Source organism: Longimicrobium sp., from assembly GCF_036280135.1.
Classification (GTDB): domain Bacteria; phylum Gemmatimonadota; class Gemmatimonadetes; order Longimicrobiales; family Longimicrobiaceae; genus Longimicrobium.
Genome location: NZ_DASURI010000632.1, coordinates 1 through 5,411, shown reverse-complemented (window position 1 = coordinate 5,411; position 5,411 = coordinate 1). Strand labels below are relative to the sequence as shown.

Below are 5,411 nucleotides of genomic sequence, written 5' to 3'. Positions count from 1 at the left end.
CGGCGCGCGCCGATCCGCAATCCCCCCCTTTCCCACCGGAGGAGCGTGAAATGATCACGGGTCTGCACGTCACCTGCTTCACGCGTCACGCCGACCAGATGCGTGACTTCATGCGCGACAAGCTGGGCCTGCCCGCCACGGACGTGGGCGGCGGATGGCTCCTCTTCGACGCCCCCGCCGCCGAGATCGCCGCGCACCCCACGGGCGACGACGACGGCGGCGGGCACGGCGGGGACGGAGCGGGCCTGCCCCCGCAGCCCGGCGTGGCCGAGCTCTCCTTTTCCTGCGACGACCTGGAGGCCACCATGCGCGAGATGCGCGCGCGGGGCGTGGAGTTCACCTCCGAGGTGCGCGACGAGGGATGGGGCCTGCTGGCGCGCTTTCGCATGGCCCCCGACGTGGAGGTGGACCTGTACCAGCCCCGCTACGAGCGCCACCCCACCCGCGGCTGAGGGCGGGCCCCGGCCTGGACGAACGGCGGCCTCGCGCGGCACGCGGGGGCGCGGAGAACCGTCTCCGCGCCCCCGCGTCTTCGTGTGCCGCCGCATCCCGGTATAACTGGCGGGAGGAACTGAGCAAGGTGGGAGAAGAGCCCCCGGCGCGGCGGAGCTACGATCCTGCGGTGAGCGGGCCGTCGTGAGATGTGCGCACCTTCCAGGGAGGAGAATCCCATGCCTGACGATACACTGGAACAGAACAAGGCCATCGTGCGCCAGATGCTGGAGGCGTTCAACACGGGCAACGCCGAGATCGTGCAAAAGCTGCTGCACCCGGACCTGCTGGACCGCAGCCGGGCCATCGGGCTGGAGCCCGGCATCCGCGACGCGCCCGCCGTGCGCCGCGTGCAGACGGAGGTCATGCGCGAGGGCGAGGCGTTTCCCGACCGGCGGTTCGAGGAGGTGTACATCATGGCCGAAGGCGACCGCGTGATGCTGCGCTGGGCCATGACGGGAACCAACACGGGCACCTTCCTGGGCCGCAAGCCCACGGGGCGCGCCGTAAAGACCGCCGGGACGGAGTTCATCCGCATCCGCGACGGGCAGATCGTGGAGCACGACGACGATCCGCTCCACATCCTGGACCTGCTGTGGCAGATGGGGCTGCTGGACTGCGCCGACGTCCTGCGCACGCCGGAGTTCGCCGTCCCGCTCGCGGAGCAGCGGGAGCAGGCCGGCAGCACGCGCTCCACGGCCGACGCCTCCGGCACGGGCGGCGACACCGGGGGCCGGGGCCCGCGCACGGACCCGCCGCGCGGCCGGCCCGACGACAACCCCGGCCGCGGCCCGGGCGGCGGCGGCGCACCCGGCCGCGGCCGGTAGGCCGGGCCCGCGGGCCCGGGCGGGATGGGCCGCGACGCATCCATGACGACGGGAGGATTCCATGCCTGACGAGACACTGGAACGCAACAAGGGGATCGTGCGCCGCATGCTCAAGGCGTTCAACGACGGCGACACGGCCAGCGTGGCCGAGCTGCTGCATCCCAGCATCCGGGACCACAGCCGCATGCTGGGGCTGGAGCCGTCCATCCGCCGCGCGCCCGTGGTCAAGCGCGTGCAGACGGAGATCATGCGCGAAAAAGAGGCATTTCCGGACAAGCGCTTCAAGGAGGAGTTCATCGTGGCCGAAGGCGACCGGGTGGTGCTGCGCTGGTCCATGACGGGCACCCACCAGGGCCGGTTCGTGGGCCGCGGGGCCACGGGAAAGAAGGTCAGCATCTCCGGCACGGAGTTCGTCCGCATCCAGGACGGCAAGATCATCGAGCACGACGACGACCCGCTGCACGTGCTGGAGCTGCTGGCACAGCTGGACATGCTGGACCAGCAGACGCTGGCCCTGCCGGAGTTCAGCCACGACCGCGTGAGCCCGCGCCGCAACGACGCGGCGCCCGGCAGGGGAGGCCCGCCCCCCGCCGGCACCTGAACCCGGCGGACGGGCGCGGAAACGAGGGGACGCAGAGAACGGATCTCTGCGTCCCCTCCGTCTGCCCCCGCCCCGCCGGCACGGCGCCGCGAGCCGAAAGGCCCCGCGCGCCGGGGCGCCGTCTTCCCCGCTCCGGATCAGGCGGACACGCCCAGGGACTCGTGCAGGATGCACAGCCCCGCCATCCAGATCAGCAGCATGTCCGTGCGGGCGCGGCCGCCGGCGTCCATCGACGGCACCGCGTCCAGCAGCGCCGCCACCCGGCCGCGGTCGTAGATGCCGGGGCCGTCCAGGGTCGCCCCCCGCAGCGTGTCCTGCAGGAACGCGAACAGGGGGCCGTCCGTCCGCAGGGTGGCGGGGGGCGCCTTGAAGGGGTGCTTCTGCCGGCGGTAGACGGTGTCCGTCAGCACGGGGCGCGCGGCCTCGCGCAGGGCGTACTTCTCCGTCATCCCCCGGATCTTCATCTCCACCGGCATACAGGCCGCCACGCGGGCCAGGTGGTGGTCCAGCAGGGGCAGGCGACCCTCCACCGAGTGCGCCATCTCCATGCGGTCGCCCACGTTGCACAGGATGTAGCTGGGCAGCATCGTCCGGCCCCACAGGTACAGCGACTGGTTGACGGGGTGCCGCCCCGCCATCTGCCGCTCCACGTCCAGGCAGCCCAGCACCACGCGGTAGGTGTCGCGCCCCGCGAACGCCGCGCGAAAGTCGTCCGTGGCCAGCTCCAGCAGCGCCATCCCCACCTGCGCCCACCCCTCCAGCTGCGAGGGGACGAACCCCAGCACCCGCCGCACGCTCTCCAGCTCCGTGCTCCCCTGCGGCAGCAGCGTGCCGGACGAGACGCGGTTGCTCTCCTCCAGCTCCGCCAGCAGCCGCGCCTTTTCCGCCGGGTCGCCGCCGCCGTGCAGCACCAGGTCGCGCCGCACGTGGGGGTAGCCCGCGAAGATCTCGTCGCCGCCCTCGCCCGTGAGCACCACGCGGGTGCCGGAGTCGCGGACGGCGCGGCTGAGCAGGTACTTGGCCACGGCGTGGGCGTTGGCGAACGGCCGCTCCGCGTGCCGGACGGCGCCGGCGAAGTGGTCCGCCAGGTCCGCCGCGCGCACGTCCACCTGGTTGTACTCCGCCCCGCAGCGCAGGGCCTGCTCGCGGGCGATGGGCGCCTCGTCGTAGTCCGCGTGGTCGAACGAGAGGGTGTACGCGCGCAGGGGCCGCCCCGACAGCTCCGACGCCACCCCCAGCAGGGCGCACGAGTCCAGCCCCCCGCTCAGGTAGCACCCCACGGGCACGTCCGCCCGCAGCCGCAGCCGCACGGCCTCCCGCAGGGCGTCCCGCACCCGCTGGATCCACTGCGCGGGGTCCCCGCCGGCGCCGTCCGCCCCGTCGGGGGGGAAGTCCCAGTCCCAGTACGGCATCACCCGCACCTGCTCGCCGTCCGTCAGCAGGCAGCACCCGGGCGGCAGCTGGTACACGCCGGCAAACAGCGTGCGGTCCGGCGGGTGGGTGACGAACTGCACGTCGTGCAGCATCTCGCGGTCCCAGCGCAGGGGCACGCCCAGCTCCGCCAGGGCCTTGACCTCCGACGCCAGGTGAAAGGCGCCCTCGTGCACCGTGTAGAAGAGGGGCTTGATGCCAAAGCGGTCGCGCGCGGCGAACAGCTGCCCGTCGCGGCCGTCCCAGAGGGCGAGCGCGAACTCGCCCCGCAGCCGGTGCACGGCGCGGGTGCCCAGGTCCTCGTACAGGTGCAGGGCGATCTCGCTGTCGGAGCGCGTGCGAAAGACGTGGCCCCGGGCCTCCAGCTCCGCGCGGATGCGCTCGAAGTCATACAGCTCGCCGTTGGCCACCAGCCGCAGGCGGCCGTCCTCGCTGGCGATGGGCTGGTCGCCCGTGCGCAGGTCGATGATGCTCAGCCGGGCGTGCCCCAGCCCCGCGCGGCGGTCCGGCGACACCCACGCCTGCTGCACGTCCGGCCCGCGGTGGCGCAGCCGCCGCGCCGCGCGGCCCACGGCGTCCGCCGAGACCGCGCCGCGGCGCGAAACGCTGGCGACGATACCGCACATGGCGCCCCTCCCTTTCACGAGGTCCTGGCGAAGGCCATCCCGAACCGCGCCGCGGCCTCGCGCACCACGGGCTCCAGCCGGGCGGGGACGCAATCCCCGAAGCGCCGCAGGTAGGCGTCCAGCGAGCCCGCGTCGCGCACCAGGAACGCCGCGTCCGTGCGCACCATGTGGCGGATGGCCAGCAGGGGCACGGGGCTGCGCAGGGGGTGAAAGCCCGGGTTCCACAGGGCCGGCTCCGCGCACCCCGCGTGGAACTGGCCGATCATCAGCCCCGCGGAGACGAACGCGGGCTTGAGCGCGGCCTGCACCCCGTCCACCACCCGCGGCGCGCGGGAATGCGGCAGCTCGGGAAAGAGGACCAGGATGGCCTTGTACTGCGCCTCGGGCCCCTCCTCCGGCGGCAGCCGCAGGAACCAGTCGCGGTACCGACCGATGGCCGCGGCCGCCCGGTCCGGCGCGGGGTCCGCGCCGGGGTGAAAGGCCAGCCAGAAGAGGGTGCGGTCCAGGGAGGGCTGCGTGTAGGGGCACACGGGCCCGTCGCGCCCCAGTTGCGCGTGGGGGCTGCACAGGTAGGCGCGCGCCCAGCGGAGCACGGCGCGCGCCTGGGAGAGAAAGGGCCGCAGGCGGGCCGGCGGCCGGTCCCCCTCGACGTCCCGCGGCTCGGCCAGGTACAGCGGGGGATCGGTCGGGGAGACGAGCATCATCCGGTTCCGTGTCTCTGCGTGGCCGGGGACCGGCGTGGACCCGTACACGGTCGGCTCGCCGGCGCGCGCGGGCTTCTCCCCCGTTGCTCGGAATGGGGCCACCACGGCGGACGGCGCCGCTCGCGGGGGGCGCGGCGGCGCGGGGATGAGGGACGGCGGGGAGGGGACGGGGGCGGGGCTACTGCGCGGCTTCGTACTGCTTGACGAGGGTCCTGGGCGCCGTGCGCCGCCAGGCCTCCACGACGATGCCGCGCATGACCTCGGGGTCCACCGTCGCCAGGTTCACGTCCACCCAGCCAAAGCGGCCCACGTAGTCGGCCACGGAGAAGCTCTCCGGGTCCGACGAGATGAGCAGCGACTGCTCCTCCAGCGACGTCTTGACCCCGCCGCCCGTGCCGTCCGTCCCCAGCGAGGCAAAGATCTTGTCGCGCACGCGAAAGGTGGGGTGCCCCCACGTCTCCACCTCCACCGCGCCGGGAAGCGAAAGCGCCAGCCGCCGTACCTCGTCCGCCGTGATCATCGTCTGCCTCCCTGCGCCCGTCGTGGAACGTGGATTCCGGTCGCGGCAACGATAGCCGGCCCGCGCCCGCGCCGCCACGGCCGGCGCACAACGAACGGGGCCGGGGAGCGCGCGGGCTTCTCCCCCGTTGCTCACTCGCGCAACGGGGGAGAAGACGGCGGGCCGGGCGGACGCCATCCTTCGGATCACGCCCGCCGCCCACCCACCACC

The 5,411-nt window shown here is 73.8% G+C and carries 6 protein-coding genes; 3 read left to right on the top strand and 3 right to left on the bottom strand.

The features are described from left to right. The first annotated feature begins 50 nt into the window (after nucleotides 1-50). The 3 genes from VFZ20_RS20470 (at nucleotide 51) to VFZ20_RS20460 (ending at nucleotide 1,920) form a co-directional block, all read left to right on the top strand. Entirely contained in the window at nucleotides 51-452 is a 402-nt protein-coding gene (locus VFZ20_RS20470) for a VOC family protein (protein ID WP_329685798.1), read from the top strand. 219 nt (nucleotides 453-671) lie between these two features. After that, nucleotides 672-1,319: an ester cyclase gene (locus VFZ20_RS20465; RefSeq protein WP_329685797.1), complete on the top strand. Its 648-nt coding sequence runs from the start codon at nucleotides 672-674 to the stop codon at nucleotides 1,317-1,319. 61 nt (nucleotides 1,320-1,380) lie between these two features. After that, nucleotides 1,381-1,920, top strand: a complete 540-nt coding sequence (locus tag VFZ20_RS20460; RefSeq protein ID WP_329685796.1) for an ester cyclase — start codon at nucleotides 1,381-1,383, stop codon at nucleotides 1,918-1,920. Between the two features lie 137 nt (nucleotides 1,921-2,057). On the opposite strand, the gene asnB is transcribed toward VFZ20_RS20460, so the two are convergent. The 3 genes from asnB to VFZ20_RS20445 all read right to left on the bottom strand — a co-directional run bounded on the left by asnB (nucleotide 2,058) and on the right by VFZ20_RS20445 (nucleotide 5,201). Then, nucleotides 2,058-3,977 carry an asparagine synthase (glutamine-hydrolyzing) gene (gene asnB, locus VFZ20_RS20455; protein WP_329685795.1) on the bottom strand — a complete coding sequence of 640 codons (1,920 nt, stop codon included), beginning with the start codon at nucleotides 3,975-3,977 and terminating at the stop codon, nucleotides 2,058-2,060. A 14-nt stretch (nucleotides 3,978-3,991) separates the two neighbouring features. Further along, nucleotides 3,992-4,681 (bottom strand): DUF6875 domain-containing protein, encoded by a 690-nt coding sequence (locus VFZ20_RS20450; protein ID WP_329685794.1) that lies wholly within the window; start codon nucleotides 4,679-4,681, stop codon nucleotides 3,992-3,994. A 178-nt stretch (nucleotides 4,682-4,859) separates the two neighbouring features. Beyond that, nucleotides 4,860-5,201, bottom strand: coding sequence for an MmcQ/YjbR family DNA-binding protein (locus VFZ20_RS20445; RefSeq protein ID WP_329685793.1), 342 nt, complete (start codon nucleotides 5,199-5,201; stop codon nucleotides 4,860-4,862). Between the last annotated feature and the right edge of the window lie 210 nt (nucleotides 5,202-5,411).

Excerpts from the sequence above, each read along its gene's own strand:
- VFZ20_RS20470 (WP_329685798.1), top strand. The coding sequence starts at position 51 with ATGATCACGGGTCTGCACGTCACCTGCTTCACGCGTCACGCCGACCAG.
- asnB (WP_329685795.1), bottom strand. The coding sequence starts at position 3,977 with ATGTGCGGTATCGTCGCCAGCGTTTCGCGCCGCGGCGCGGTCTCGGCG.
- VFZ20_RS20460 (WP_329685796.1), top strand. The coding sequence starts at position 1,381 with ATGCCTGACGAGACACTGGAACGCAACAAGGGGATCGTGCGCCGCATG.
- VFZ20_RS20450 (WP_329685794.1), bottom strand. The coding sequence starts at position 4,681 with ATGATGCTCGTCTCCCCGACCGATCCCCCGCTGTACCTGGCCGAGCCG.
- VFZ20_RS20445 (WP_329685793.1), bottom strand. The coding sequence starts at position 5,201 with ATGATCACGGCGGACGAGGTACGGCGGCTGGCGCTTTCGCTTCCCGGC.
- VFZ20_RS20465 (WP_329685797.1), top strand. The coding sequence starts at position 672 with ATGCCTGACGATACACTGGAACAGAACAAGGCCATCGTGCGCCAGATG.